This is a genomic window from Streptomyces sp. NBC_01335 (assembly GCF_035953295.1).
Taxonomy (GTDB): domain Bacteria; phylum Actinomycetota; class Actinomycetes; order Streptomycetales; family Streptomycetaceae; genus Streptomyces.
The window spans coordinates 1320971-1344912 of sequence record NZ_CP108370.1; the positions used below are offsets into that span (position 1 = coordinate 1320971).

Consider the following 23942-nt stretch of genomic DNA (forward strand, 5'->3'; position numbering starts at 1 on the left):
AAGGATCGGGGTGTACCGGGTAGGGCGTGAAGGCAACCGCGAGGTGATCCGCCCCGTGCGCCCGGTGAAACCCCTCAAGGTGCCGGAGGTCACGTCGGCCTGGCCCCGGTGCCGGTGCCCCCGCCACAGGGCCATGTGAGGACCCGGCCGATCGAGACCGGTTCGAACGCGGTCCGACAACACCGGAGGACGGCACCATCTCGACCCGGGAGCCCGGAGGTCCTGGGGCCGCCCATGGAGCGCCGGTCAGGTACCACCGGGCGCCGCTCATCCCGACCGCCGACCGCCCAGGGAGTTCAGCAGCGCGGCGCCCCGTTCGGCGTCGTCCACGCTCACCGCGAAGTCCTTGCCCCTGGCGCTTATGACGAGGCACTCTCCGCCGCGGAGCATCACCGTGGTGCCGAGCCCGCTCAGTCGGTAGCCCCAGCCGCCCACCTGGGTCGGCCTGCGGTACTCGGACCGGGCCGACTCGATGTCCTGGAGGGTCCAGCGGCGCGCCGGCCAGCCGAGCGGTCCGAACGACACCTTCAGCCCCTTCTCGCTGACGGTCGCCTGCACCGAGGCGCAGCCCAGAAACAGAACCGAGGTGAGCGCGGACAGCATGATCAGCGTCCACTGCGGGGCCGTCACCCCCACGGCAGCGACCAGGACGGTGGCCAGGGCCACGACTCCGGCGAGCGCCGCGGACACGTGGAGCCACGGGTTGGACGCCCGGGAGAACCACATGAGCCGTTGCCCGGTGGGCAGATCCATGCGCGGGCCGTCCTCCGTCGCCACCGGGGCGATGACCCTCCGGCTGCTCACCCGCCAGGCGGCCAGCCCGACCACGGCCGCCACCACGAGAGTTCCGACGGTCCCGACCGTCACCGAGCCGGCCTCATGCCAGTCGGCCCGGTCGAGGTTGGCCCGTACGATCGACGCCTGAACTCCGGCCAGGAAGACACCCGTCGGGACCAGGGTGGCACCCGCCCACCCTCGCGCCGCACCGCCCCGCCGCGCGTTCGCACGCCACACCGCGAGCCCGATCCCCACGACCGCCACCGCCCATATCAGCGCGGGGACGAGTGCGGCGGCCCACAGGGGCATGGCACCGTCGGGCCGCCCTGCCCCGTTCCAGTGCGTCGCCACCCGTTCCGGGAGTCGCCCGCTCGCCGCCGGCACCATGCCCACCAGCAACGCCAGGACCCCGACAGTCCAGCAGACGGCACCCCATATGGCACCGCCCCTGCTCTTCGCGCGCTCGCTCACTGCGCCGTCCCCCTGATCATCTCGACAAGGTCATTCCTGCTGTAACCCAGCCGCGCGGCATCGACCACCAGCTCGGCCACCCGGTCCAGCAGCGCGGAGCGCCGGTCCGCTCCGGCGGCCACCGTCACGCCCCGACCGCGCCGGAACTCCAGAACCCCCTGGTCCCGAAGGCTCCGGAGGCCGCGCAGAACCGTGTTGACGTTCACGCCCAGCGCCTGCGACATGTCACGCGCCGGAGGAAGCCGGTCGCCCGGCAGGCATTCCCCCTGCGCGATGGCGCGGCGGATCGCCCCCGCCACCTGCTCGTGCAGGGGGCTGGCGTCTGCGGTGTTCAGTGTCAGCAGCATGGTGCTAATGAAAGTAGCACCATGCACTCGATCGGGGGAGGGTGCGCGAGCGTGCGAACCGGGACGGGGAAGAGATCAGGACGGGGAAGAGCCCCACCCCACCTCACCCCGCGGAGGAACCTCACCCCATCCCGTCGAGGAACCTCACCCCGCCCCGTAGTGGTCCGCCGCCACCCGGGCCATGGCGCCGATCCGGTCCGCCTTCACGCTGTTCGCGGAGAAGAAGGCGTGTCCGCCGACGGCCGGGTAGTCCTCGGCGAGGGTGAGGTGGCGGGAGAGTTCGGCGGAGTTCTGCCAGGCGGAGTTCTGGGCGGGGTCGCCCGCCTTGTACAGCGCCTCGCCGATGTAGAGGTCGACGTCGGTGCCCTCGACCACCTCGGCCCACCAGGGGACGAGTTGGGCGTAGTCGGCGCCCGACTGGCCGATGCTCCAGTACAGCTGGGGGCAGATGTAGTCGATCCACCCCTGCTTGATCCACTTGCGGGTGTCCGCGTACAGGTCGTCGTACGTCTGCACCCCGGCGGCGGTCGGCGAGCCGAGCGGGTCGGTCGTCTTGTTGCGCCAGACGCCGAAGGGGCTGATGCCGAAGCGGACGTGCGGCTTGATCGCCTTGATCCGGTCGGCGGTCTCCTTCACCAGCCGGTCGATGTTGTCGCGGCGCCAGGCCGCCTTGCTGCTGAAGCCGGCGCCGTGTTCGGCGTAGGTGTCGGCGTCGTCGAAGGTCTGGCCGGAGACGGGGTACGGGTAGAAGTAGTCGTCCCAGTGGACCGCGTCGATGTCGTACCGGCTGACGGCGTCCAGCATGGCGTCCTGGACGAAGGCGCGGACCTCCGGCAGCCCGGGGTCGTAGTAGAGCTTCCCGCCGTACGGGACGACCCAGTCCGGGTGGACCCGGGCGGGGTGGGTGGCGACGAGCTTCTTCGGGTCGGTCTGGTTGGAGACGCGGTACGGGTTGAACCAGGCGTGCAGTTCGAGGCCCCGGGCGTGGGCCTCGGTCACCGCCGTGCCGAGCGGGTCCCAGCCGGGGGCCTTGCCCTGGACACCGGTCAGGTACTGCGACCAGGGCTCGTGCGGCGAGGGCCAGAGGGCGTCGGCGCTGGGCCGCACCTGGAGGACGACCGCGTTGAGGCCGAACCGGACGGCCCGGTCCAGGTGGGCGACGAGCTCGCTGCGCTGGGTGGCCGCCGTCAGCCCGGTGGCCGACGGCCAGTCGACGTTGGCGACCATGGCGATCCACATTCCGCGCAACCCGGTCGCCGCGCGGTGACGTCGGTCACGGGACACGCGTCCCGCCGCCCCCGCCGGACCCGGTGCCGCCAGGGCGGCCACCACTCCGGCCGCGCCCAGTACGAATGCCCTCCGGCCCATGCCCCGCATGCTCTCCGCCTTCCTCTCGCGCTCCGCCGCACCGCTCCGGTCGGCTGCGTGACGCAGATCATGCCTTCTCGGACCGTCGATGACCCGCAGGTAACTTGGGCCGCGTCGCCGGGTACCGTCTGGAGGTCGAAGCGGGTACCGCCACCCACGGGTCCCGCGATACGGAGATCAGGGAGAGGCACGAGGTGACGGACTCTATGGCCGACATTGCACGCGTCGGAGTGGTCGGCTGTGGCCAGATGGGCGCAGGTATCGCGGAGGTCTGCGCGCGCAGCGGTCTGGACGTGATGGTCGCGGAGACCACCGGTGAGGCCTTGGAGATAGGGCGTACCCGGCTGCACAACTCCCTGTCGAAGGCCGCCGAGCGCGGCAAGATCACCGACGAGGAGCGGGACGAGGCCCTGGGCCGGCTCAGCTTCACCACCGACCTCGGCGAGTTCGCCGACCGCGACCTGGTCATCGAGGCCGTCGTGGAGAACGAGCAGGTCAAGACGGAGATCTTCCGGGTGCTCGACCAGGTGGTGACCCGGCCGGACGCGATCCTGGCGTCCAACACCTCCTCCATTCCGCTGGTGAAGCTGGCCGTGGCCACCTCCCGGCCGGACCAGGTCATCGGAATCCACTTCTTCAACCCGGCGCCGGTGCAGAAGCTCGTCGAACTGATTCCCGCCCTGACGACGGGCGAGGGGACCGTGCTGCGGGCCGAGGCGCTCGTACGCGACGTGCTGGGCAAGCACCCGATCCGGGCGCAGGACCGGTCCGGGTTCGTGGTGAACGCCCTGCTGATCCCGTACCTGCTCTCCGCGATCCGGATGTTCGAGTCGGGCATCGCCAGCCGCGAGGACATCGACAACGGCATGGAGATGGGCTGCGCCCACCCGATGGGGCCGCTGAAGCTCGCGGACCTCATCGGCCTGGACACGGTGGCGTCCGTCGCCGACTCGATGTACGCGGAGTACAAGGAGCCCCTGTACGCCGCTCCCCCGCTGCTCCAGCGCATGGTGGACGCGGGCCGGCTCGGCCGGAAGTCGGGGGCGGGGTTCTACCCGTACGCCTGAGCCAGGTGGTGGCCGGCGGATCAAGGCCCCGACCACGGCCCGCCGGCCACCACCTGGTCCCGCCCGCAGGGGCGGCCGGACTCACCGGCCGCCCCTGCGTCGTGTCCGGCGCCCTCACCCCAGCCTGAGGTGGTGCAGCATCAGCAGCCCGGCCGCCATGTTGGCCGCGGGGACCCGGCCCCGGGCGATGAGGTCGGGTACGGATGTGAGGGGCACCCACTCCCGGCGTGAGGACTCGAACCCGTCGGTGGGCGGGCCGGTCCAGTGGGCTTCCTCGGCCCAGTAGAGGTGGTGGCGGGCGTCGGTGAGTCCGTTGGAGGGCTCCACCGTCATGAGCGGGCGCAGCGGGCCGGGGCGCCAGCCGGTCTCCTCCTCCATCTCCCGGGCGGCGGCGCGGGCGATGTCCTCGCCGTCCTCCACGACGCCGGCGGCGAGTTCCCAGCCCCAGCTGTCGGTGATGAAACGGTGCCGCCAGAGCAGCAGGACCTCGTCGGCGTCGTTGACGACGGTGGCGGCGGCGACGGGGCGCAGCCGGATGACGTAGTGGTCGAGGTGCCTGCCGTCGGGGAGTCGGACATCCGCGAGGTTCACTCGGAACCAGCGGTTCTCATAGACGGATTGTTCGTTCAGGTTCGCCCATTGCACAGGTCTGCCACCTTTCGTTCGTTCGGTGGCAACATCGCAGCAGGGGCGGCGGGGTCAGGGAACGTGCGCTTCCGAATGCGCCGGGGCTCACAGGGGCACGCGCAGCGCTCCCGCGATCACCTCGGCGGCCCGCACGGCCTCCGCGCTCTTGCTGGCCGCGAGGTCGTCGCGGACGGCGCCCATCCGCTCGCGCAGCCTGCGGGACTCCACCCCGCGCGCGCTTTCCGCCATCTCCGTGGCCGTGCGCGCCGCCCGGTCGGGCTCCCCGAGGCGCAGCTCCACCTGGGTCAGCATCGCGAGCCGGTGCACGCGCCCCCGGTCGTGCGCCGGGGCGCGTACGGCCAGGGCCGCGTGCTCCCTCGCGGCCGTGAGGTCGCCCAGGCCGAGCAGGGCCTCGGCGACCTGTACGTCCACCAGGCCGGGCTGGACGTAGGCGGTCTCCTCCGGCTCCGCGCCGGGCAGGATGCGGGCCGCGAGCGCCTCGGCGCGGCCGATGCGCTCGCGGGCGGACCGGTCGTCCCCGAGCCGGGCGTACGCCTTGGCCTGCATGGCGTGGAGGTCCGCGGCGAGCGCCGGGGTGATGCGGTGTCCGGCGGCCCGTATCGCCGCCTCGGCGAAGGCGACCGCGCGGCGGAACTCCCCCAGGTGCAGGGACTGGTTGACCAGCAGGGCGATCACATAGCCGCCGAGTGCCCGGTCGCCGCTCGACTTGGCGAGGCGCAGCGCCTGGTGGAAGTAGCGCTGGGCCAGTCCGTGGGCGTCGGAGTCGTAGGCGCAGATGCCCGCGAGCGCGACGAGTCCGGCGGTCGCGCGGTGCAGCCGGCGGCCCGTGGCGTCGTCGTGGCCGGCGTGCAGCAGCGGGGCCGCTCCGGCGTTGAGGAAGCCCACCACCCGGCCTCTCGTGGCGATGCCGCCGGCCTTGCGGTAGAGGTGCTCGTAGTGGTTGCGGGCGGCGCGCAGGATCTCCAGGTCGGCGGGGCCGATGCGGGAGGGGCCGGGGCGGGAGACGTCCATGTCCTCGGGCGGGTTCTCCCACTCCCAGACGGGCATCACGGCCGCGGTCCCGGTGACGGCGGGGACGCCCGTCAGCCGCGGGTTGTGCTGCCCGTCCGCGCGCCAGAGCGCGGTGGCCCGTTCGACGAACCCGGCGAGCGGGGTGCCGGGGGACGGCGCGGCCGGTGCGCCCGGTGCTCCCATGCCGATGTCGTCGAGGGTGACGGGGCGCCCGAGGCGCCGCCCGAGGACCTCGCAGATCAGGTCGGGTACCTCACCGCGCGGGCGCTGGCCCTTCAACCAGCGTGACACGGCGGTGTGTTCGTACCGCAGCCGCAGTCCCCGGGCCTGGCCGGCCCGGTTCACGTGGCCGGCGAGCCCCGCCCGCGAAACCCCTGCCTCCTCCACGAGGGACTCCAGCAGGATGTTGGGCTCCGTACGGTCGCGCTCCACGCGTCCCCCTTCCCGCGCCGGGCCGGAACAGGTGGGTCGGACCTGTACCGGACGCGTACGCCGCAAGGTTCCAGCCAAGCACCGATTCACACGGGGTGTGAACGGAATGCCCGAACCGTCCCCCTGTGCGCCCTCCCGCGCGGGGGCGGGCGTGGGTTGACTGGGCGTCTCGCCGGATCGCGGCCGGGTCGTCGCGGCTCCCCCTCGTAAAGCTCCGACGGCCCTCGTCCGCACCGCCCGCTCTGCCGGCCTGCCCGACACACCACGGCAGGGCGGGCGGTGCAGGACCGCACGGTCCCACTGCCCGAACGAACAGGAGGGGTGGCCACGGGACGGAGGCCGGGGCCGAAACGCTTCCGGTCCCGACTCCGGGCCCGGGTGCGGTCCCCCGCGGACGGCGAGACGGAGGAGGGGCGCATCCGGTCACCGGATGCGCCCCTCCTCACCGTGCGGCGGCGGCCGCCGCGCCGGGCGTCACGCCCCGCGCAGCACCGCGCCGTTGCGCTCGGCGGCGAGCGCCACGGCGGCGTCGCGGGCGGCCGACGCCTCGTCGACCGTCAGCGTGCGGTCCGGGGCGCGGAAGCGCAGCGCGTACGCGAGCGACTTGCGGCCCTCACCGATCTGGTCGCCGGTGAACACGTCGAACAGCCGGAGCGATTCGAGGAGTTCGCCCGCGCCCTCGCGGAGCGTCGCCTCGACCTCGGCGGCCGGGACGTCGGTGGGGACGATCAGCGCGATGTCCTGGGTCGCCACCGGGAAGGTGGAGATCCGGGGGGCGCGGAGCACGCCTTCGGCGGCCCGCTCCAGGACGTCGATCTCGATCTCCATCGCGCTGGTGCGCTCGGGGAGGTGCAGCTCCTTGACGACGCGCGGGTGGAGTTCGCCCGCGTGTCCGAGGAGGGTCTCCTCGCCGTTCACCGTGACGTACAGCGCGGCGCAGCGGCCGGGGTGCCACGGGGCGTGCCGGTCGGCGCGGACCGTCACCTCGACGCCCGCCTCGCGGGCGAGGGTGCGTGCTGCCTCGACGGAGTCCGCCCAGGTCGCCGGGCGGCCCTTGCCCCACCAGCCGGCCTGTTCGCGGGCGCCCGCGAGGACGACGGCGGCGTGGCGCGGCTGACGCGGCAGGGAGGTGTTGAGCGCGGCGATCTCCTCTTCCGAGGGGCGCCGGTCCACCGGGAGCCGGACGGCCTGCGTCTCGTGGCCGGTCGGCCGGAAGACCAGCCCGGTCTCGAAGAGCGCGAGGTCGTGGGAGCCGCGGCCGTCGTTGCGCCGCAGCGCGCCGAGGAGGCCCGGCAGCAGCGTGGTGCGCAGCGCCGGCTCCTCGTCGGAGAGCGGGTTGGCGAGGAGGACCGTGCGGCGCCGGGCGTCGTCGGTGTCCAGGCCGAGCTGGTCGAGGACGGTGTTCCCGATGAACGGGTAGTTCAGCGCCTCGACGTAACCGGCGCCGGCCAGGGCCCGGCCGATGCGGCGGCCCAGCCGCTGGCGGTCGGTGAGACCGCGGCCCGACGGCGGGGTCGGCAGGGTCGACGGGAGGCTCTCGTAACCCTCCAGCCGGATGACCTCTTCGGCGAGGTCGTTCGGCTCGCTCAGGTCGGGGCGCCAGGACGGCACGGTGACCAGGAGCTCGTCCTGCCCGTAGACGTCGCAGCCGACCTCCTGGAGGCGGCGGACGACGATCTCGCGGCCGTAGTCGACCCCGGCCACCCGGCTGGGGTGGTCCGCGGGCATCGCGATGGTGCGGGGCGCGGAGGGGGCGGTGATCTCGGTGACGCCCGCCTCGGCGGTCCCGCCGGCGAGCAGCACCAGCAGGTCGACCGTGCGCTGCGCGGCAGCGGCGGCGGCCTGCGGGTCGACGCCGCGCTCGAAGCGCTTGGACGCCTCGGTGGACAGCTTGTGCCGGCGCGAGGTGCGGGCGATCGAGAGCGCGTCGAAGTGCGCGGCCTCGACGACGACCTCGGTGGTGGCGGCGGTCTCGGTGCCGGCGTCGGCGATCTCCGTGTGGGCGCCGCCCATGACACCGGCGAGGCCGATGGGGCCGCGGTCGTCGGTGATGACGAGGTCCTCGGCGTCCAGGACGCGGACGACACCGTCGAGGGTGGTGAGCTTCTCGCCCTGCTGGGCGCGGCGGACGCCGACGGGGCCTTCGACGCGGGTGCGGTCGTAGGCGTGCAGCGGCTGGCCGAGCTCCAGCATCACGTAGTTGGTGATGTCGACGGCGAGCGAGACCGCGCGCATGCCGGCCTTCTGCAGCCGGCGCGTCATCCAGAGCGGCGAGCGGGCCTCGGGGTCGAGACCGGTGACGGTGCGCGCGGTGAAGCGCGGGCAGCCGAACGGGTCACTGATCCGGACCGGGTAGCCGTACGCGTTCGGCGCGGGTACGTCGAGCAGCGCCGGGTCGCGCAGCGGCAGGCCGTACGCGGTGGCGGTCTCGCGGGCGATGCCGCGCATCGACAGGGCGTAGCCGCGGTCGGGGGTGACGGCGATGTCGAGGACCTCGTCGACGAGCTGGAGCAGCTCGATCGCGTCGGTGCCCGCCTCGGTCTCCGGCGACAGCACGATGATGCCGTGGGTGCCGTCGTCGCCCATGCCGAGCTCGTCGGTGGAGCAGATCATGCCGTGCGAGGTCTTGCCGTACGTCTTGCGCGCGGCGATCGCGAAGTCGCCGGGCAGGACGGCGCCGGGGAGGACCACGACGACCTTGTCGCCGACGGCGAAGTTGCGGGCGCCGCAGACGATCTCCTGCGGTTCTCCGGTGCCGTTGGCGGTTCCGACGTCGACGGTGCAGAAGCGGATGGGCTTCTTGAAGCCCTCCAGCTCCTCGATGGTCAGTACCTCTCCGACGACCAGCGGGCCGGTGAGGCCGGCGCCGGTCTGCTCGACGGCCTCGACCTCGAAGCCGGCGTCGACGAGCTTGGCCTGCACGTCACGGCCGGTCTCGGAAGCCGGCAGGTCGACGTATTCCCGCAGCCAGGAAAGCGGGACGCGCATCAGATCTCCATCCCGAACGGTCGGGTGAACCGGATGTCACCCTCGACCAGGTCTCGCATGTCTTCGACGTTGTGGCGGAACATCAGCATCCGTTCGATGCCGAACCCGAAGGCGAATCCGCTGTACTTCTCGGGGTCGACACCGCAGGCGACGAGCACCTTCGGGTTGACCATGCCGCAGCCGCCCAGCTCGATCCAGCCCTCGCTGCCGCAGGTGCGGCAGGGGCGGTCGGGGTTGCCGACGGACTCGCCGCGGCAGACGAAGCAGACCATGTCCATCTCGGCGGACGGCTCGGTGAACGGGAAGTAGTTCGGCCGCAGCCGGGTCTTCATGTCCGTGCCGAAGAGCGCCTGCACCATGTGGTCCAGGGTGCCCTTGAGGTCGGCCATGGTGAGGCCCTCGTCGATCGCGAGCAGCTCGATCTGGTGGAAGACCGGGGTGTGCGTCGCGTCGAGCTCGTCGGTGCGGTAGACCCGGCCGGGGCAGACCACGTAGACGGGGGGCTTGCGGCTGAGCAGCGACCGCGCCTGGACGGGCGAGGTGTGGGTACGCAGCACGACGCCGGACTCGTCGCCCTCGGTGGGACGGCCGTCGGCCGTCGTACCGCGGACGAAGAAGGTGTCCTGCATCTGGCGGGCCGGGTGGTCGGGCACGAAGTTGAGGGCGTCGAAGTTGAACCACTCCGCCTCGACCTCGGGGCCCTCCGCGATCTCGTAGCCCATGGCCACGAAGACGTCGGCGACGCGCTCCATGATGGTCGTCAGCGGGTGGCGGGCGCCGGCCGGGACGCGGTCGTAGGGGAGCGTGACGTCCACGGCCTCCTCGACGAGCACCCGGGCGTCCCGCTCGGCCTCCAGCTCGGCCTGGCGTGCGGCCAGGGCCTTGGAGACCGCGCCGCGGGCCTGGCCCACGCGCTTGCCCGCCTCGGCCTTGGCCTGCGGCGGCAGGGCTCCGATCTCGCGGTTGGCGAGCGACAGCGGCGAGGTACCCCCGGTGTGCGCGGTCTTCGCCTGGGCGAGCGCGTCGAGGTCGCCCGCGGCGGCGAAGGCGGCGAACGCCTCGTCCCGCATGCGCTCGATCTCTTCCGGTTTCAGTGCCTCGACCTCGACTGGGTCGTACGACTTGTTCGGTGCCGACATCTCTTCCCGTGCTTCCGATTGGCTGATACTGCCCGTATCGGGGGACACCCCGAGACCCCCGTGGCCCTGCTCGACGGCAGGAGGACGCAAAGGTGCCAAAGGTCGAGTCTAAAGGCCGTGGGGGCGGTACGAAGCCCGTGGGCTGCTCGGAGGCCCTCCACCGCGCGGTGCGAAGGCGCCCGATCCCTCCGCGCGATCCTGGTTATCGCAGGTACGCGGGGGTGCTCACGGGCAGGATAAATCGAAACTCCGCGCCCCCGCCGGGAGCCCGGTCGACCGTGATGGTGCCGCCGTGGGCGGCGACGATGCCCTTGACGATGTAGAGGCCGAGGCCGGTGCCGCCGCGCTTGCTGCCGCGCCAGAAGCGGGTGAAGACGCGGGCCATCGACTCCTCGGGGATGCCGGGCCCTTCGTCGCTCACGGTGACCGCCGTTCCTGTCTCGTCGTTGTCCGCCGGGGCGGGTGCGATGTCGATGGTGACAGTTCCCTCGCCGTGGCGCACCGCGTTTTCCAGCAGGTTGCCGAGTACCTGGTCGATCTTGTCGGGGTCGGCCCAGAGATCGGGCAGCGGGTGGCCGGCGCGGACGAGGAAGCGGTCGGGCGACTGGCCGCTGGCGACGAGGGCCTGTACGTGGCGGGCGACGGCGGCGGAGATGTCGACGGGCTGGCGGCGCAGCTCCAGCCGGCCGGAGTCGATCCGGGAGATGTCCAGCAGCTCGGCGATGAGGCGGGTGATGCGGCCGGCGTCGGCGTCGACCGTCTCCAGCATGAGCCGCTTCTGATCGTCGGAGAAACGTTCCCACTTGGCGAGCAGCGTGGCGGTGAACCCCTTGACGGAGGTCAGCGGGGAGCGCAGCTCGTGGGCGACGGTCGCGATGAGGTCGGAGTGGCTGCGCTCGGTGCGGCGGCGGGCCTCGGTCGAGCGGAGCTGGACGACGACCCGCCGGACGGGTCCGGTGGGGTGGTCGCGGACGTACCGCGCGGAGACGAGGACCTCGCGCCCGCCGGGGAGCAGCAGGTTCCGCTCGGGCTGGCCGACCCGGGTGGCGAGGCCGCCGTAGGGATCGGTCAGGGTCCACCAGCGTCGGCCCTTGAGGTCTTCGAGGGGCAGTGCCTCTTCCAGCCGGCTGCCGAGGGCGGTTTCCTTCGCCACGGAGGTGATCTTGACGGCGGCGGCGTTGAAGCAGACGATGCGCCCGGTCCGGTCGGCGACGACCAGCCCGTCCGGCAGGTCGTCCGGCTCGACGCCGAGGAGGATGTCCGAGGGGGCGGAGCCGCCCGCAGCGTCCTCGTCCGCCCCGGGGCGGACGACGGTGGTCGTCGTCCGACGCGGCCTGCTCATGCCGACAGCCATTTTCCCGTACCCCACCTCTCGAACCGGTGCAGTGGGCCCCGAGCCCGTCACCCTACTAGGCCGTGTGTCGAAAGTGGCGCCGTCCGCCCGAAGGGCGGGCCCGGCGGCGTCCGGTGCGTGCGATCGCACGGCGGAGGGCCGCCCCGATACTGGGCGTATCGGGGTGATCCCGACAACGCGGCGGGCGCACGAGCGGGCGCTACGGCCGGTCGTCGGCGGGCACGGTCAGGAACCCGTACGGGGGCGCTGCGCGCGGGCGGAGGCGTAGAGGCAGACGGCGGCGGCGGTGGCGAGGTTGAGGCTCTCCGCCTTGCCGTGGATGGGCACCCGGACCACCGCGTCGGCGAGGGCGCGGGTCTCCTCGGGGAGGCCCCAGGCCTCGTTGCCGAAGACCCAGGCGGTGGGGCCGCCCATGGTGCCGGCGTCGAGTTCGTCGTCGAGGTCGGCGGTACCGGCCCCGTCCGCGGCCAGCACCCGCGCACCGGCGTCCCGCAGCCCCTGGACGGCCAGCTCGACCGGTACGCCGACCGCGACCGGCAGGTGGAAGTGCGAACCGACGGACGCGCGCACCGACTTGGGGTTGTACAGGTCGACCGAGGCGTCGGTGAGGACCACGGCGTCCGCGCCCGCCGCGTCGGCGCAGCGCAGCACCGTACCGGCGTTGCCGGGGTCGCGTACGTTCGCCAGTACGGCCACCAGGCGGGGCTTCGCGGCGAGGATGTCCTCGAACGGGGAGTCCAGGAAGTGGCAGACGCCGATCAGGCCCTGGGGGGTGACGGTCTGGGAGACGTCGGCGAGGACGTCCGCGTCGGCGAGGTGCACCCGGGCACCGGCCGCGTGGGCGGCGTCGATGATCTCCGTGTACCGCTCGGCGGCTTCCACCGTGGCGAACAGCTCGATCAGGGTGGGTTCGCCGTCGGCGCCCCGGTGCGCGGCGGCCTCGCGCACGGCCTGCGGCCCCTCGGCGATGAACCGGCGCTCCTTGACGCGGAAGTTCCGCTTGGCCAGCCTCCGGGCGGCGGCGACGCGGGGCGAACGCGGGGAGATCAGTTCGGGGATGCCCATGGTCGGCGGCGGGCCTCTCTGCGTGCGACGGGACTCGGGGGTGTCCGGCGGATCAGGGTCACGCGCCCCGGGAGGACGTGTGACGCACCGGGAAGGCGTGTGACGCACCGGACCCGCAGGCGACGAGCGCCTGCGGGTCCGGGTCAAGCACCTTCAAGTACGCCTGGGTCAGGCGGCCTTGGGGGCGTTCACGTCGGCCGGGAGGGCCTTCTTCGCGACCTCGACGAGGGCGGCGAACGCGTTGGCGTCGTTGACCGCGAGCTCGGCCAGGATCTTGCGGTCCACCTCGATGTTGGCGGCCTTCAGACCCTGGATGAGGCGGTTGTAGGTCATGCCGTTCTGGCGGGCAGCGGCGTTGATGCGCTGGATCCAGAGCTGGCGGAAGTCGCCCTTGCGCTTCTTGCGGTCGTTGTAGTTGTAGACCAGGGAGTGGGTGACCTGCTCCTTGGCCTTGCGGTACAGGCGCGAACGCTGACCGCGGTAACCGCTGGCGGCCTCGAGGATCGCCCGGCGCTTCTTGTGGGCGTTTACTGCCCGCTTGACGCGTGCCACTTTTAACTCCTTGTAGCGGGGCTGGTGTTCATGTCTTCGACGCACCCAGCCCGGAAACGAATTGGTCCCGGTGTGATCGAGGTCGGCCGCCCGGATTCACCGGGGGCCAGGACCTCACTTGCCGAGAAGCTTCTTGATCTTCTTGGCGTCGGCCGGAGCCACGACGACCGTGCCGGTCAGCGAGCGGGTCTTCTTGGACGACTTGTGCTCCAGGAGGTGGCGCTTGCCCGCCTTCTCGCGGAGCACCTTGCCGGAGCCGGTGATCTTGAAGCGCTTGCTGGTACCGCTGTGCGTCTTGTTCTTCGGCATCGCGCCGTTCTCTCCTCGTCAGTGGCGCCCCTCACGGTGCGGGCACCGCGCAAATCAGGGGCGTCAGATCTCTGTGGATTCCGGGAGGACCGGGGGCCGCCTGGGTGGCGGCCCCGAGGTCACGCCTCGGAAGGTGTCTCGGCCGAAGCCTCGGCAGGAGCCTCGGCGGGTGCCTCGGCCTGCTCCTCGGACTCACCCGCGGACTCGGTGTCCTGGGTGGTGCCCTGGCGCTCGGCCTTGCGGGCGGCCTGCGCCTCGCGGGCCTCCGCCATGGCTTCGGTCTTCTTCTTGTGCGGGCCCAGAACCATGATCATGTTCCGGCCGTCCTGCTTGGGGTTGGACTCGATGAAGCCGAGTTCCTCGACGTCCGAAGCGAGACGCTGGAGCAGGCGGAAGCCGAGCTCCGGGCGGGACTGCTCACGACCACGGAACATGATCGTGATCTTGACCTTGTCGCCCTGCTTCAGGAACCGAACGACGTGACCCTTCTTGGTGTCATAGTCGTGCGGGTCGATCTTCGGCCGGAGCTTCATCTCCTTGATGACCGTGTGCGCCTGGTTCTTGCGCGCCTCACGGGCCTTCATGGCCGACTCGTACTTGAACTTCCCGTAGTCCATGAGCTTGCACACGGGCGGGCGGGCAGTCGCCGCCACCTCGACCAGGTCGAGGTCGTACTCCTGTGCGAGCTCCAGGGCCTTGGCAAGCGGAACAATCCCGACCTGCTCGCCGCTGGGTCCGACAAGTCGCACCTCGGGAACGCGAATCCTGTCGTTGATGCGGGGCTCGGCGCTGATGGATCCTCCTAGGTAGCACCACGGGACCGCCTGGCGGACAGCCCCGTAACGTCTGTTTTCGACAAGACCAACCGCGCCGGGATATGAAAAATGCCCCGGACGGGAACACAGGCGGGGCTCCTGGAAATACCGGAACACCGCCGCGTGCAATCCGCGGGGCGCATCGGACGGCTCCATCGTCCGTACGGAACGATGGTGGCCGTCTGACCGGTGACCCGTCACCCTGAGGGCGACCAGGTGGGAGATCGGAGCCTCCACTTGTGGGCCGAGCACATAGGTGTCCGGCCGGTCGTTACACAAGGTTAGCAGCCACCGGACGACGACGCTAATCCCGCGCCCCACGGCTCCTCACGCCCCCGGCCCGGCTCCCGCGCGCGGGGACGTACGGGACCCGCCGTATCGTGTGGGGCATGAGTGACGCCCCCAGCACCGAGAACCCCGGCTTCGACGAAATGGCCCGCGACATCGCGGAGGTCCCCGCCGTCGAGGTGATCGTGACCGTCGCGGTCAACCTGATGAGCGCCGCCGCCGTGAAGCTCGGCCTGACCGAGGAGGGCGAGGAGCACAAGGACCTCGACGAGGCCCGCAAGCTCGTGCACGCCCTCGCCGGCCTGCTGGACGCCAGCACGACCGAGATCAGCACCTTCCACGCCTCGCCGCTGCGCGACGGGCTGAAGTCGCTCCAGCTCGCCTTCCGCGAGGCCTCGCTCGTACCGGACGAGCCGGGCACCGGCCCGGGCGAGAAGTACACGGGTCCGGTCTACGGCTAGACGGCCCCCGGAGCACAGCACGGAGCCCGCCTCCCCCTCGGGGACGGCGGGCTCCGTGCTGTGTCCGGCGCGGAACGCGAGAGGCGCCCCGCCGCGAGTCACCCGGACACGGTCACCACTTCTCGTACGCGGTCAGCGGGTGCGTGAGGACCGCGGAGCCGACGGCGAAGAACACCAGGAGCGTGCCGCGCCCGGCAGGCTCTCGAACCGGCAGAAACCGGCCGACCGCTCAGCGGGTGAAGAGCGCCTCGCCAGGTGCGGGCGCGTCGGCCGGCAGCACGGCGAGGTCGAGGCCGCGGACGAGCCGGGCGCGCAGCACCTCGCTGGCGGAGAGCGCGGAGGCCACCCGCCGTGCCACCTCGGCGGGCACGGCGTCCGGGGCGAGGACGAGCGCGAGGGTGCCGTCGGCACTGCCCGGGCCCAGGTGGGCGCGGAGCACGGCGGGTTCGGCCGCGACGACGTCCCGTACGGCCGTGACGACGGCGGGGTCGTCCAGCGGGTCGGCGCTGGTCCGTCCCTCGGTGAGGGCGCGCAGCACGGAGCCGGAGAGCTCGAAGGGGACGGGCCCGGCGAGGTCCAGCACGATCGTGTCCGCCTTCTCGTGGGCGGCGGCCTGGAGCGCCTGGTGCAGGGGTACGGCGACGGGGCGGGCCTGCGGGTCCCAGAGCGCCAGGGACGCGGTGGAGGTGAAGGCGGGCAGCGCGCGCCGGTTCCCCGCCTTGAGGGTGGGGACGGCCATGTCGCTGGTCTTCTCGCGGCGCAGCCCGTTCTCGTCCTCTTCCACCTCGCCGAGGACGGCGACGACGGGCACCAGGAGCCGGGCGTCCCGGAGGGCGGCGAGCACCGGCCCGACGGCCGACCTCTCCTTCGACCAGGCGGTGAGCGCCGCCGTCAGCTCGGGTGCGGCGGTGCCGTCGTCGTCGGAGAAACCGGGGTCCGGGATGTTCTTGAGCTCCACGGGACGAGCGTAGTGGGTCCCTTTTCTCATCCGGACGACAGGTTCGCCACAGGCTCTTCTCAGCCGCGGTTCCTAGCGTGCGGCCATGCCCCGTCTGAGAATACGCAGGTCAGTGATGTCCGCCTCGGTGACGGCGTTGGTCGTGCTGGCCGGTACGGCGGCCGGCGGCGCGTACCTGACGAGCCACTCGGCCGACGGCGCGGCCGACCCGGTGGCCTCGGTAGCCTCGGCTTCGTCGCGGGCCGCCTCGCCGGGGGGCGGCACACCCTCCGCGACGAGGAGCGAGGAGCCCGCGGTGGACTACGACGCACTGGTGGCGGCGGCCGTCCGGCCGGTGGCCGGTGACGCGCGGCTGTCGGTCGCCGTCCTCGACACGGAGAGCGGGGAGAGCGGAGCGTACGAGAGCACCGCCGGGCAGACCTTCGACACGGCCAGCATCGTGAAGGTGGACATCCTGGCCGCCCTGCTGCTGGCCGCGCAGGACGAGGGGCGGGAGCTGACCGCGAGCGAGCGCGCCTCGGCGGCCACCATGATCGAGAACAGTGACAACGCCTCGGCGACGCGGCTGCTCCAGGTCGTCGGCGGGGCGAGCGCGCTCGACGCGGCGAACGAGCGGCTGGGGCTGACCGGTACCACCGCCTCCCACGCGTGGGGGCTGACCCGGACCACCGCGGCCGACCAGGTGCGGCTGCTGGAGGCGGTCTTCGCCCCGTCCGCCGGCACCGCGGGCTCCCCACTGTCGGCCTCTCCTCTGTCGGCGGACTCGCGGGCCTACGTCCAGGAGCTGATGGGCCAGGTGGAGGCGGACCAGCGGTGGGGGGTGTCCGCGGCGGGCGGCGCGGCGCTCCTGAAGAACGGCTGGATGCCCCGGACCACCACCGGACTGTGGGACATCAACAGCGTGGGGCGGGTCGAGTCGGGCGGCAGGACGTATCTGGTGGCCGTGGTCAGCGACGGGCACGCCACCCAGCAGGCGGGGATCACGCTGGTCGAGGCGGCGGCGAAGGCCGCGGTGGGGGCGCTCGCGGCGGCGGGCTGACGGTGCGGCCGGCCGTGTGACGGGCCCATGAAGGAGCCGCACGGCCGGCCGCATGACGGGGGCCATGAAGGAGCCCGTGAAGGGACGGTGATGAAAGGCCGTTCTTACGGGTTCGGCCGGCCGAAGGGGGAGACCCGGCGGTTCCTGCCGCGCCACAGCACCACGGCGGCCGCCAGGAACAGGACGCCCGCCACTCCGGCGGCCGGGGCGGTCCAGGCGGCCGGTCCGCCGCTGTCGGTCTCGGGGTCGGGGCCGGAGCCGAAGTACTTCTTTCCGTAGCCGGCCGCGGCGGCCTTGCTGTCCGCCTGTGCGGCGTCCCCGCCCGCCGCGATGGCCGCCGGCGGGTCGACGATGCCGTAGCCGTGGGTGTCGTCCCGGCCGCCGGCCGGGGCGTCGCGGGCCGTCTTCGCGAGGAGCGTCTTGATCTCGGCCGGGGTGAGGTCGGGGTGCGCGGCGCGGACCAGGGCGACGGCTCCGGACACGAAGGCCGCGGCGGCCGAGGTGCCCCACTCGATGTAGTAGTGCCGGTCCGGGTTGGCGACGACGATGTCGTCGCCGGGTGCGCTGACGGTGGCGTACCAGTGCCGGGTGGAGAACGAGGCGTGGGTGTCGTACTTGTCGACGGCGGCGACGGCGATGACGCCGGGGTAGGCCGCCGGGTAGGAGGTGCTGTCCCCCTTCTCCCCGCTGTTGCCCGCCGAGGCGACGACGGAGACACCCTTGGCGAGGGCGTACTGGATGGCGTTGTCCTCGGAGGCGTCCGCGTGGGCGGACTTGCTGTCGTCGCCCAGCGAGAGGTTGATGACGTCGGCACCGTGGTCGGCGGCCCAGCGGATGCCGTCGGCGAGGGCGGTGCCCCGGGACTTGCGCGCCTTCGCCCGGGCGGCGTCGGTGGATTCCAGGATCACCCGGACCGGCAGGATCTTCGCCTCGGGTGCGACGCCGAGCACGCCGTCGCTCTGACCGGCTCCGTTGCCGTGCCCGGCGATGATGCCGGCCATGGCGGTGCCGTGCAGGGCCCACGCCTTGTCGCCGGGGCCCGCGCCGAAGCCGATGAGGTCCTTGCCGGGGAGCACTCCGCCGACGAGGTCGGGGTGGCTGTCGTCGACGCCGGTGTCGAGCACCGCGACGGTGACGCCCCTGCCCTTGGTGGTCCGCCAGGCCTGGTCGGTGTGGAGGGAGGCGAGGGCCCACTGGCGGTCGCGGATGGCGTCGGCCCGCGCGGGGGTGGCGGGCAGCAGTGCGAGCAGCCCGGCGGCACAGGCGGCGACGAGGGCCCGCGCGGCCCGCGCCCGCCCGGTGGCGGCGGTGGCGCGGGCGGTGCCGGGTGCGGCGGGGAAGCGGGCGGTGCCGGGTGCGGCGGGGAATCGGGGGCTCATCGCGGCTTCTTCTCCGTCAGGTCGGCGACGGTCGTGCGCAGGGCGCGTTCCACCCGGTCGGCCACACCCTCGGCGTCGTTGCCGAGGCCGGCCTCGGCGACGGCCGTGGTGGCGCCCCGGGCCATGGCCAGGGCGGCGGGCTGCGGATCGGTGACGGCCCGTCCGTCCGCGAACCCGGAGACCGCGTACACGAGGACCGGGAGCTCGGTCAGGACGTGCGTCGTCCAGGCGGCGCGCTGGACGGCCCCGAACCCCTCGGCGGCGGTGCCCGGCACGGGGTACGTACGAGGCATCAGGTCCTTGCGCTCGCCCAGCTTCTGGTCGGCGAACCGGGTGGCGAGCGCCCGCATCGCGGTGTCGTCCGCCTCGGTGAAGACCATGCCGACGGTGGTGACCGTGCTGCGCGTCGCGTCGGTGTAGGTGGCGCGGACCACGCGTACGCAGCCGACCGGCCCGAGGGCGCGTACCAGCAGCGGGTCGAGGGCCTCCGCGCAGTCGCCGTCGGCGGCCACCCCGAGCCGGGTCCACACCCGGTCGGCTCCGCCCGGTCCGGCTCCCTTGCCCTGGAGGGTGCGGGGGAAGAGCGTGTCGACGGGGAGGCTGTGCCAGGCGCTGCGGGCGGTGGACCAGGAGGTGTTCCCGCCGGACGAGGCGGAGGCGTCGTCGGTGAGCCAGGCCCCGGCCGCCGCCCCGCCGATCAGACCGATGCCGAGCACGACGCAGACGGCCGCGGCGACGGTCCTGGCCCGCTGCCGGGGCTCCGGCCTGATCGGCCGCAGCCGGGTGGTCAGCTCCATCGGCGTCTCGGGGAAGCCGTAGCGCGGCGGTACGGGGTACGTGCTGGGGTGCCGCATCCCGTACGGGGCCGGCGGCGGGCCGGGCGGGGCGCCGGGCGGCGGCGTGAGGTCCACCGCCCCGACGGGCCTGCGCCGGGCGGCGGGCGGCGGCACCGGCGGCTGGGCGCCGGGCGGCGGCACGGGCGGCCGGGCGGGCGTGACCGGGGGCCGGGCGCCGGGGACCTGCGGCGCGGGGCGCACGGGGGCGGCCGGGACGGGCCGCAGGCGGGTGGTGGTCTCGGACGGCGTCGGTGCGGGGACGGACGGCGGTACGGGGGGCTGCGCGGCCGTGGCTCCCGGGCGCAGGCGCCGGGTGGTCTCGGAGGGGATCTGCCCGGGGCCGGACGGGGGCCGGCCGGAGGAGGCGGGGGGCGCGGGGGGCGCGGGGGGCATCGCGGGCGCAGGAGGAACAGCGGGAGAACCAGCGGGAACAGCGGGCGGCGCGGCGGGCACGGCCTGCCCGGGAACGCCGGGCGCAGCAGGAGCAGCAGGAGCGACGGGAGCTACAGGAGCGCCGGGGCCAGCAGGAGCGGCGGGCGCAGCAGAAGCCGCAGGGTCGCCGGGCGCCGAAGGGGCGACGGGCGCGCCAGGAGGAGCGGCGGCGCCCGGGGCCTGTGCGGGAGTTCCGGGGGTCGGGGGCGTGGTGGTGCCGGGCGGGACCGGTGGGCGGGGCGGCACGGGAGCGTGCTGCGCCTCGGTACTCATCCCGTCCCCCTGGTTCGCCTCGCGTACCGCTACCGCTCGCGGAACACGCACCCGGGCAAGCCCGTTGGTCGCCGCGTGCCGGTCACTCTACGGGCTGCGGGCGGACCGCGGGGAACGGGTCCGTCCGGGCGTCGCATCCGCGCGGTTCGTTCCCCGGCCGGGCCCGCGTACCGGGTCCGGCCGGGAGCGGGGACGGGGAACGGTGATTCCCCGCAGGCCCTTACCGATGGGTACGCCTCTCTGGCAAGCTGCCGCCATGACTGTGCGCGCCACTGACCGGGCCCGTTACGACCGGGCCACCGCCCATCTCGACGCACCGCTCACGGTGGTCGACCTGGAGGCGTTCGACGCCAACGCGGACGACCTCGTCGCCCGCGCTGCCGGGAAGCCGATCCGGGTGGCGAGCAAGTCCGTCCGCTGCCGGGCCCTGCTGGAACGGGTGCTCGCCCGGCCGGGGTTCGCCGGGATCATGTCCTTCACCATGGCGGAGTCGCTCTGGCTGGCCCGGGCGGGCTTCGACGACGTGCTGCTCGCCTACCCGTCCGCCGACCGCTCGGCCTTCGCCGAGCTGGCCGCCGATCCGAAGCTCGCCGCCTCGGTGACGGTGATGGTGGACGACCCGGCGCAGCTGGAGCTGATCGACGCGTCCCGCGCGGGCGGCACGGAGGAGATCCGGGTCGCGCTGGAGCTGGACACCTCGCTGCGCCTGCTGGGCGGCCGGGTGAGGGTCGGCGCGCTCCGCTCGCCGCTCCGCTCCCCCGCCCAACTCGCCGACCTGGCAAGGTCGGTGGCGCGGCGGCCGGGGTTCCGGCTGGTCGGCCTGATGGCGTACGAGGGGCACATCGCGGGGGTCGGGGACGCGGTCTCCGGGCGTCCGCTGCGGTCCCGGGCCATCCGGCTGATGCAGGCGACGGCCCGCCGGGAGCTGGTGGTGCGCCGGGCCGAGGTGGTGCGCGCGGTGCGCGCGGTCGTGCCGGACCTGGAGTTCGTCAACGGGGGCGGCACCGGCAGCGTGCAGCACACCGCCGCGGAGTCCGCGGTGACGGAGATCGCGGCCGGCTCGGGGCTGTACGTCCCCCGGCTCTTCGACAACTACACGTCGTTCAGGGGGCGTCCGGCGGCGCTCTTCGCGCAGCCCGTCGTGCGGAGGCCGGGGGTGGGCGTGGTGACGGTGCTCGGCGGCGGCTATCCGGCGTCCGGCGCGGCGGGCCCGGACCGGCTCCCCGTCCCGTACCTCCCCCAAGGGCTGCGCTACGACCCGCAGGAGGGGCCCGGCGAGGTCCAGACACCGCTGCTGGGGTCGGCCGCCGACGATCTGCTGATCGGCGACAAGGTGTGGTTCCGGCACGCGAAGGCGGGCGAACTGTGCGAGCGGTTCGACGCGTTGCACCTGATCGAGGGCGACCGGATCACGGCCACCGTGCCGACGTACCGCGGTGAGGGGCGGACGTTCCTCTAGGACGTGTCTGACCATGCGCGTCGGATCGGCGGGCGGTGTCCGGTGCGGTGCATCGCAAGGCGGAGGACCGCCCGCGTACGGGATGTACGCGGGCGGTCCGACAACGCCGCGAGGTGCCGTGCCGGGCGCCGACCGCCCGGCGGGAATGGTCAGACACGGCCTAAGGGCATGTGGCACGGCGGACGTTCCCCCGAGGACCGTGGACCGTGTGGCAGGCTCGTGGTCTCAGCGCCTGTCGGGTGAAGGAGTGCGGCCATGCCCCAGTACACGGCCTCCGTCGGGGTGGCCGGTTTCCGGTTCGACGGGTTGCGGGAGCTGCTCGGGCGGGCCGGTCCGGCGCGTTCGGGGGACGAGCTGGCGGGGGTCGCCGCGCGGAGCGACGCGGAGCGTACGGCGGCCCGGATCGCGCTGGCCGAGGTGGAGCTGCGGGCCTTCCTCGAAGACCCGGTGGTGCCCTACGAGGACGACGAGGTCACCCGGCTGATCGTCGACACCCACGACGCCGGCGCGTTCGCGCCCGTCGCCGGGCTGACGGTCGGCGAGTTCCGCGACTGGCTGCTCTCCTACCGGGCGACCCCGGCCGCGCTCGCGGCGCTGGCGCCGGGTCTCACCCCGGAGATGGCCGCCGCGGTGAGCAAGCTGATGCGCAACCAGGATCTGGTCCAGGTGGCCCGCGCGTGCACGGTCGTCACCCGGTTCCGGAACACGATCGGGCTGCCGGGGCGGCTCTCGGTGCGCCTCCAGCCCAACCATCCGACGGACGATCCCCGGGGCGTCGCGGCCTCGGTGCTCGACGGGCTGCTGTACGGCTGCGGGGACGCGGTCATCGGCATCAACCCGGCGTCCGACTCCCTGGCCTCGGTGACGGATCTGCTGCGGCTGACGGACGAGATCCGGCAGCGGTACGCGATCCCGACGCAGACCTGTGTGCTCACCCATGTCACCCGTACGCTCCGGGCGATCGAGCGGGGCGCACCGGTGGATCTGGTCTTCCAGTCCGTCGCCGGGACCGAGGCCGCCAACCGCGCCTTCGGCATCGATCTGGCCCTGCTCGCGGAGGCCCACGACGCGGGGCTCTCCCTGGGGCGGGGCGAACTCGGCGACAACGTCATGTACTTCGAGACCGGCCAGGGCAGCGCGCTCTCCGCCGACGCGCACCACGGCGTCGACCAGCAGACGCTGGAGGCCCGCGCCTACGCGGTGGCGCGGCGGTTCCGTCCGCTGCTGGTCAACACGGTGGTCGGGTTCATCGGCCCGGAGTACCTCTACGACGGCAAGCAGATCATCCGGGCGGGGCTGGAGGACCACTTCTGCGGCAAGCTGCTCGGTCTGCCGATGGGCGTCGACGTCTGCTACACCAACCACGCCGAGGCCGACCAGGACGACATGGACAGCCTGCTGACACTGCTCGGGGTGGCGGGCTGCACCTTCGTGATGGGGGTCCCGGGCTCCGACGACGTGATGCTGAACTACCAGTCCACCTCCTTCCACGACGCGTTGTACGTACGGTCCGTGCTGGGGCTGCGTCCGGCACCGGAGTTCGAGGCGTGGATGGAGCGGATGGGGATGTACGACTCCGAGGGCCGGGCGGTGGCGCCGGTCGCGCACAGCCCGCTGGCCGCCGGTCTCGCCGCGATGATCGGCGAAGCGTGAGCGGGCCGGCGGAGAACAGGAGCCCGGAGGAGCACCGGGGCCCCGACCTCTGGGAGCCGCTGCGCCGGCACACCCCGGCCCGGGTGGGGCTCGGGCGGACGGGCCACGGACTGCCGTTGCGGCATCTGCTGGAGTTCCAGGCCGCGCACGCCCTGGCGCGGGACGCGGTCCACCAGGCGGTGGACTTCGCAGCCCTGCGTACGGGGCTGACGGGCCATCCGGTCGCCGAGGTGCGCAGCGCCGCCCCGGACCGGGCGGCCTATCTGCGCCGCCCCGACCTGGGCAGGAAGCTGCATCCGGACGACGGGACCCGCCTGGCGGGGCTGCCCGGCGGCGGAACGCTGGTGGTGATCGCGGACGGGCTCTCCGCCACGGCGGTCCAGCGCCACGCGCTGCCGCTGCTGGAGGCGCTGGTGCCGCTGCTCGGCGGGAGCGGGGGCGCAGGCACAGGCGAGGGCGGCGGCCGGGAGGGCGTTCCGGTGGTCCTCGCCTCCCAGGCGCGGGTGGCGCTCGGGGACGAGATCGGGGAACGGGTCGGCGCCCGGCTGGTGCTCGTGCTGATCGGCGAACGCCCCGGGCTCAGCGCCGCCGACAGTCTCGGGGCGTATCTGACGTACGGGCCCCGGACCGGGCGGCGGGACGCGGAGCGCAACTGCGTCTCCAACATCCACCCCCCGGCCGGGCTCGGCTACCCGGCGGCCGCACGCACGATCGCCTCACTCGTCGCCGGGGCGGAGCGGCTCGGGCTCTCGGGGGTGGCGCTGAGTGGCGAGGAGCCTGGGGATCCGGCGGCGCTGCCGCCCCCCGACCAGGGCTCGTGA

Annotated in this window: 21 protein-coding genes; 6 read left to right on the top strand and 15 right to left on the bottom strand. The window is 73.4% G+C overall.

The features are described from left to right. Positions 1-267: 267 nt before the first annotated feature. The 3 genes from OG599_RS05400 to OG599_RS05410 all read right to left on the bottom strand — a co-directional run bounded on the left by OG599_RS05400 (position 268) and on the right by OG599_RS05410 (position 2972). Positions 268-1248, bottom strand: a complete 981-nt coding sequence (locus OG599_RS05400; RefSeq protein ID WP_327174791.1) for a DUF1648 domain-containing protein — start codon at positions 1246-1248, stop codon at positions 268-270. Further along, positions 1245-1595, bottom strand: coding sequence for a GntR family transcriptional regulator (locus OG599_RS05405; RefSeq protein ID WP_327174792.1), 351 nt, complete (start codon positions 1593-1595; stop codon positions 1245-1247). The genes OG599_RS05400 and OG599_RS05405 overlap by 4 nt, the downstream gene beginning before the upstream one ends. Before the next feature lie 144 nt (positions 1596-1739). Next, positions 1740-2972, bottom strand: a complete 1233-nt coding sequence (locus tag OG599_RS05410) for a glycoside hydrolase family 10 protein (protein ID WP_327174793.1) — start codon at positions 2970-2972, stop codon at positions 1740-1742. A 197-nt stretch (positions 2973-3169) separates the two neighbouring features. On the opposite strand from OG599_RS05410, the gene OG599_RS05415 reads away from it, so the two are divergent. After that, entirely contained in the window at positions 3170-4030 is an 861-nt protein-coding gene (locus OG599_RS05415) for a 3-hydroxybutyryl-CoA dehydrogenase (protein WP_327174794.1), read from the top strand. Between the two features lie 114 nt (positions 4031-4144). On the opposite strand, the gene OG599_RS05420 is transcribed toward OG599_RS05415, so the two are convergent. From OG599_RS05420 to infC, 9 genes are all read right to left on the bottom strand, one after another. Then, entirely contained in the window at positions 4145-4675 is a 531-nt protein-coding gene (locus OG599_RS05420) for an NUDIX hydrolase (protein WP_327174795.1), read from the bottom strand. Positions 4676-4762: 87 nt separating this feature from the next. Then, positions 4763-6121, bottom strand: coding sequence for a transcriptional regulator (locus tag OG599_RS05425; protein ID WP_327174796.1), 1359 nt, complete (start codon positions 6119-6121; stop codon positions 4763-4765). A gap of 474 nt (positions 6122-6595) precedes the next feature. Continuing rightward, positions 6596-9109, bottom strand: a complete 2514-nt coding sequence (pheT, locus tag OG599_RS05430; protein ID WP_327174797.1) for a phenylalanine--tRNA ligase subunit beta — start codon at positions 9107-9109, stop codon at positions 6596-6598. Beyond that, positions 9109-10248 carry a phenylalanine--tRNA ligase subunit alpha gene (gene pheS, locus OG599_RS05435; protein ID WP_327174798.1) on the bottom strand — a complete coding sequence of 380 codons (1140 nt, stop codon included), beginning with the start codon at positions 10246-10248 and terminating at the stop codon, positions 9109-9111. Before pheS ends, pheT begins: the two co-directional genes overlap by 1 nt. A 202-nt stretch (positions 10249-10450) precedes the next feature. Beyond that, a complete protein-coding gene (locus OG599_RS05440; protein ID WP_327174799.1) occupies positions 10451-11602 on the bottom strand; it encodes a sensor histidine kinase in 1152 nt (383 codons plus the stop codon). Positions 11603-11827: 225 nt separating this feature from the next. Further along, positions 11828-12667 carry a TrmH family RNA methyltransferase gene (locus tag OG599_RS05445; protein WP_327174800.1) on the bottom strand — a complete coding sequence of 280 codons (840 nt, stop codon included), beginning with the start codon at positions 12665-12667 and terminating at the stop codon, positions 11828-11830. 168 nt (positions 12668-12835) lie between these two features. Beyond that, positions 12836-13219 carry a 50S ribosomal protein L20 gene (gene rplT / locus OG599_RS05450; RefSeq protein WP_266702543.1) on the bottom strand — a complete coding sequence of 128 codons (384 nt, stop codon included), beginning with the start codon at positions 13217-13219 and terminating at the stop codon, positions 12836-12838. Between the two features lie 114 nt (positions 13220-13333). Next, the gene (rpmI, locus tag OG599_RS05455; protein WP_266702544.1) at positions 13334-13528 is read right to left on the bottom strand and encodes a 50S ribosomal protein L35; all 195 of its coding nucleotides are present in this window, start codon (positions 13526-13528) and stop codon (positions 13334-13336) included. A 119-nt stretch (positions 13529-13647) separates the two neighbouring features. Then, positions 13648-14322 carry a translation initiation factor IF-3 gene (gene infC / locus OG599_RS05460; RefSeq protein ID WP_327179929.1) on the bottom strand — a complete coding sequence of 225 codons (675 nt, stop codon included), beginning with the start codon at positions 14320-14322 and terminating at the stop codon, positions 13648-13650. Positions 14323-14732: 410 nt separating this feature from the next. Here infC and OG599_RS05465 point away from each other — a divergent pair, with 410 nt between their 5' ends. Then, positions 14733-15092 carry a DUF1844 domain-containing protein gene (locus tag OG599_RS05465; protein ID WP_266702546.1) on the top strand — a complete coding sequence of 120 codons (360 nt, stop codon included), beginning with the start codon at positions 14733-14735 and terminating at the stop codon, positions 15090-15092. 229 nt (positions 15093-15321) lie between these two features. Here OG599_RS05465 and OG599_RS05470 read toward each other — a convergent pair whose 3' ends face one another. After that, positions 15322-16050: an SseB family protein gene (locus OG599_RS05470; protein WP_327174801.1), complete on the bottom strand. Its 729-nt coding sequence runs from the start codon at positions 16048-16050 to the stop codon at positions 15322-15324. A gap of 85 nt (positions 16051-16135) precedes the next feature. Between OG599_RS05470 and OG599_RS05475 the strand changes: the two genes are divergently transcribed. Next, on the top strand, positions 16136-17089 hold the full coding sequence (locus tag OG599_RS05475) for a serine hydrolase (protein WP_327174802.1): 954 nt from the start codon (positions 16136-16138) through the stop codon (positions 17087-17089). 104 nt (positions 17090-17193) lie between these two features. Here OG599_RS05475 and mycP read toward each other — a convergent pair whose 3' ends face one another. Beyond that, positions 17194-18468 carry a type VII secretion-associated serine protease mycosin gene (gene mycP, locus OG599_RS05480; protein ID WP_327174803.1) on the bottom strand — a complete coding sequence of 425 codons (1275 nt, stop codon included), beginning with the start codon at positions 18466-18468 and terminating at the stop codon, positions 17194-17196. Beyond that, positions 18465-19697, bottom strand: coding sequence for a hypothetical protein (locus OG599_RS05485; RefSeq protein WP_327174804.1), 1233 nt, complete (start codon positions 19695-19697; stop codon positions 18465-18467). The genes mycP and OG599_RS05485 overlap by 4 nt, the downstream gene beginning before the upstream one ends. A 568-nt stretch (positions 19698-20265) precedes the next feature. Between OG599_RS05485 and OG599_RS05490 the strand changes: the two genes are divergently transcribed. The 3 genes from OG599_RS05490 to eutC all read left to right on the top strand — a co-directional run bounded on the left by OG599_RS05490 (position 20266) and on the right by eutC (position 23942). Next, positions 20266-21468, top strand: coding sequence for an amino acid deaminase/aldolase (locus OG599_RS05490; RefSeq protein WP_327174805.1), 1203 nt, complete (start codon positions 20266-20268; stop codon positions 21466-21468). A gap of 255 nt (positions 21469-21723) precedes the next feature. Then, a complete protein-coding gene (locus OG599_RS05495; RefSeq protein WP_327174806.1) occupies positions 21724-23121 on the top strand; it encodes an ethanolamine ammonia-lyase subunit EutB in 1398 nt (465 codons plus the stop codon). After that, positions 23118-23942: an ethanolamine ammonia-lyase subunit EutC gene (gene eutC, locus OG599_RS05500; protein WP_327174807.1), complete on the top strand. Its 825-nt coding sequence runs from the start codon at positions 23118-23120 to the stop codon at positions 23940-23942. Before OG599_RS05495 ends, eutC begins: the two co-directional genes overlap by 4 nt.

Bases quoted from the DNA above. Each gene is read 5' to 3' on its own strand.
- OG599_RS05405 (WP_327174792.1), bottom strand. From the start codon at position 1,595: ATGCTGCTGACACTGAACACCGCAGACGCCAGCCCCCTGCACGAGCAG.
- OG599_RS05410 (WP_327174793.1), bottom strand. From the start codon at position 2,972: ATGCGGGGCATGGGCCGGAGGGCATTCGTACTGGGCGCGGCCGGAGTG.
- OG599_RS05415 (WP_327174794.1), top strand. From the start codon at position 3,170: ATGGCCGACATTGCACGCGTCGGAGTGGTCGGCTGTGGCCAGATGGGC.
- pheT (WP_327174797.1), bottom strand. From the start codon at position 9,109: ATGCGCGTCCCGCTTTCCTGGCTGCGGGAATACGTCGACCTGCCGGCT.
- pheS (WP_327174798.1), bottom strand. From the start codon at position 10,248: ATGTCGGCACCGAACAAGTCGTACGACCCAGTCGAGGTCGAGGCACTG.
- OG599_RS05440 (WP_327174799.1), bottom strand. From the start codon at position 11,602: ATGGCTGTCGGCATGAGCAGGCCGCGTCGGACGACGACCACCGTCGTC.
- OG599_RS05445 (WP_327174800.1), bottom strand. From the start codon at position 12,667: ATGGGCATCCCCGAACTGATCTCCCCGCGTTCGCCCCGCGTCGCCGCC.
- rpmI (WP_266702544.1), bottom strand. From the start codon at position 13,528: ATGCCGAAGAACAAGACGCACAGCGGTACCAGCAAGCGCTTCAAGATC.
- OG599_RS05465 (WP_266702546.1), top strand. From the start codon at position 14,733: ATGAGTGACGCCCCCAGCACCGAGAACCCCGGCTTCGACGAAATGGCC.
- OG599_RS05475 (WP_327174802.1), top strand. From the start codon at position 16,136: ATGCCCCGTCTGAGAATACGCAGGTCAGTGATGTCCGCCTCGGTGACG.
- mycP (WP_327174803.1), bottom strand. From the start codon at position 18,468: ATGAGCCCCCGATTCCCCGCCGCACCCGGCACCGCCCGCTTCCCCGCC.
- OG599_RS05485 (WP_327174804.1), bottom strand. From the start codon at position 19,697: ATGCCCCCCGCGCCCCCCGCGCCCCCCGCCTCCTCCGGCCGGCCCCCG.
- OG599_RS05490 (WP_327174805.1), top strand. From the start codon at position 20,266: ATGACTGTGCGCGCCACTGACCGGGCCCGTTACGACCGGGCCACCGCC.
- OG599_RS05495 (WP_327174806.1), top strand. From the start codon at position 21,724: ATGCCCCAGTACACGGCCTCCGTCGGGGTGGCCGGTTTCCGGTTCGAC.